This is a genomic window from Kitasatospora sp. A2-31 (assembly GCF_022288725.1).
In the GTDB taxonomy this organism is placed as follows: Bacteria; Actinomycetota; Actinomycetes; order Streptomycetales; family Streptomycetaceae; genus Kitasatospora.
This window is the reverse complement of record NZ_JAKNTA010000167.1, coordinates 1-1,520: the sequence shown is the minus strand read 5'-3', so window position 1 is coordinate 1,520 and position 1,520 is coordinate 1. Positions and strand designations below refer to the sequence as shown.

Here is a 1,520-nt window from a genome sequence, read left to right as displayed (position 1 = left end):
CGCAGGCCGAACACGGTGCGCCAGAGCGCGAAGTAGCTCGCCACGATCAGCGCGCCGGCCAGCAGCACGACCACCGAGATGTTGGTGACCAGGCCGCCGAGCACACCGGCGACGTCGGAGACCAGGAACCAGTGGTGGCCCTCGATGTCCTTCAGGCCGGACGAGAGGCCGGGGACGGTGATGTACGGCAGCGGATCGGCCGGCGGGGACTGGTTCGCACCGGCCCCGACGGAGATGTAGTCCTTGTAGTAGATCCGGTTGACGTAGGCGCAGATGCCGGGGATCAGCAGGTTGACGCCGACACCGGAGACGATGTGGTCGACGCCGAAGGTCACCGTGATGACGGCGTGCAGCAGACCGCCGAGGGCACCACCGAGCATGCCGGCCACCAGGCCGACCCACGGGTTGTAGAGGTACCCGGCCCAGGCGCCGCAGAAGGTGCCGGCGACCATCATGCCTTCGAGACCGATGTTGACCACACCGGCCCGCTCGGACCAGAGACCGCCCAGACCGGCCATGCCGATCGGCACGGCGGCGCTGAGGGCGGCGGTGACCTGCCCGGAGGAGGTCAGCGAGTGGTTCCCGGTGGCCATGCCCACGGCGGAGAAGAGGACCAGGGCGCCCGCGATCAGCAGGAGCACCACCGGCCAGGACATCTTGCGCTTCTTGGCGGGAGCGCCCGGCGCCTTCGCACGGGCAGCGGTGGCGGTGCTCATGCCGACACCTCCTTCTTCTCGTTGGCAGCGGCCTGGGCGGCCAGCTCTGCGCCGACCTTCTGCTGCTGGCGCTTGAGGCCGTAGCGGCGCACCAGCTCGTACGCGACCACGACGCAGATGACGATGGTGCCCTGCATGACCGGGACGATCTCGAACGGGAAGCCGCCCTGGAGGGGCAGCTGCGCGCCGGTGGCGTCCAGGAAGGCGAAGAGCAGGGCGGCGAAGGCCATGCCGATCGGGCTGTTGCGGCCGAGCAGGGCGACCGAGATGCCCAGGAAGCCGAGGCCGCCCTGGAAGCTCTGGCCGAAGTAGTACGAGTTCTGCAGCAGCTCGGGCAGGCCGATCAGACCGGCCAGCGCGCCGGAGACCAGCATCGAGATGACGACCATGCGCTTGACGTTCACGCCGGACGCGGTGGCCGCGGTCTCGGAGCGGCCGGTGGCGCGCAGGTCGAAGCCGAAGCGGGTGCGGGTCAGGGTGAACTGGAACGCCACGCCGACCAGGATCGCGATGAACAGGAAGCCGTAGAGCGGGCCCCCGTCGGTGTTGATCGCGAAGAAGTGGCTGGACTGCGAGACCGGGGAGGTCTGGATCGCGTTGGACGTGCCGCCCTTCTCCGGCGCGAAGACGCCGGGGACGAGCAGCAGACCGACGATGGCGACCGCGATGGCGTTCAGCATGATGGTCGAGATGACCTCGCTGACGCCGCGGAAGACCTTCAGCAGACCGGCGATGCTGGCGTAGAGGCCACCGACCAGCATGGCGGTGATCAGCAGCAGCGGGATCTGGATGAACGACGGCAGG

1 protein-coding gene and 1 pseudogene are annotated in these 1,520 nt (G+C 69.0%); both read right to left on the bottom strand.

The features are described from left to right. Positions 1 to 716: pseudogene (locus tag MCM47_RS40555) on the bottom strand (ABC transporter permease); the annotation flags it as partial. After that, the coding region (locus MCM47_RS40550; RefSeq protein WP_238951811.1) for an ABC transporter permease at positions 713 to 1,520 on the bottom strand (808 nt) is incomplete at its 5' end. The pseudogene MCM47_RS40555 and the gene MCM47_RS40550, both read right to left, overlap by 4 nt.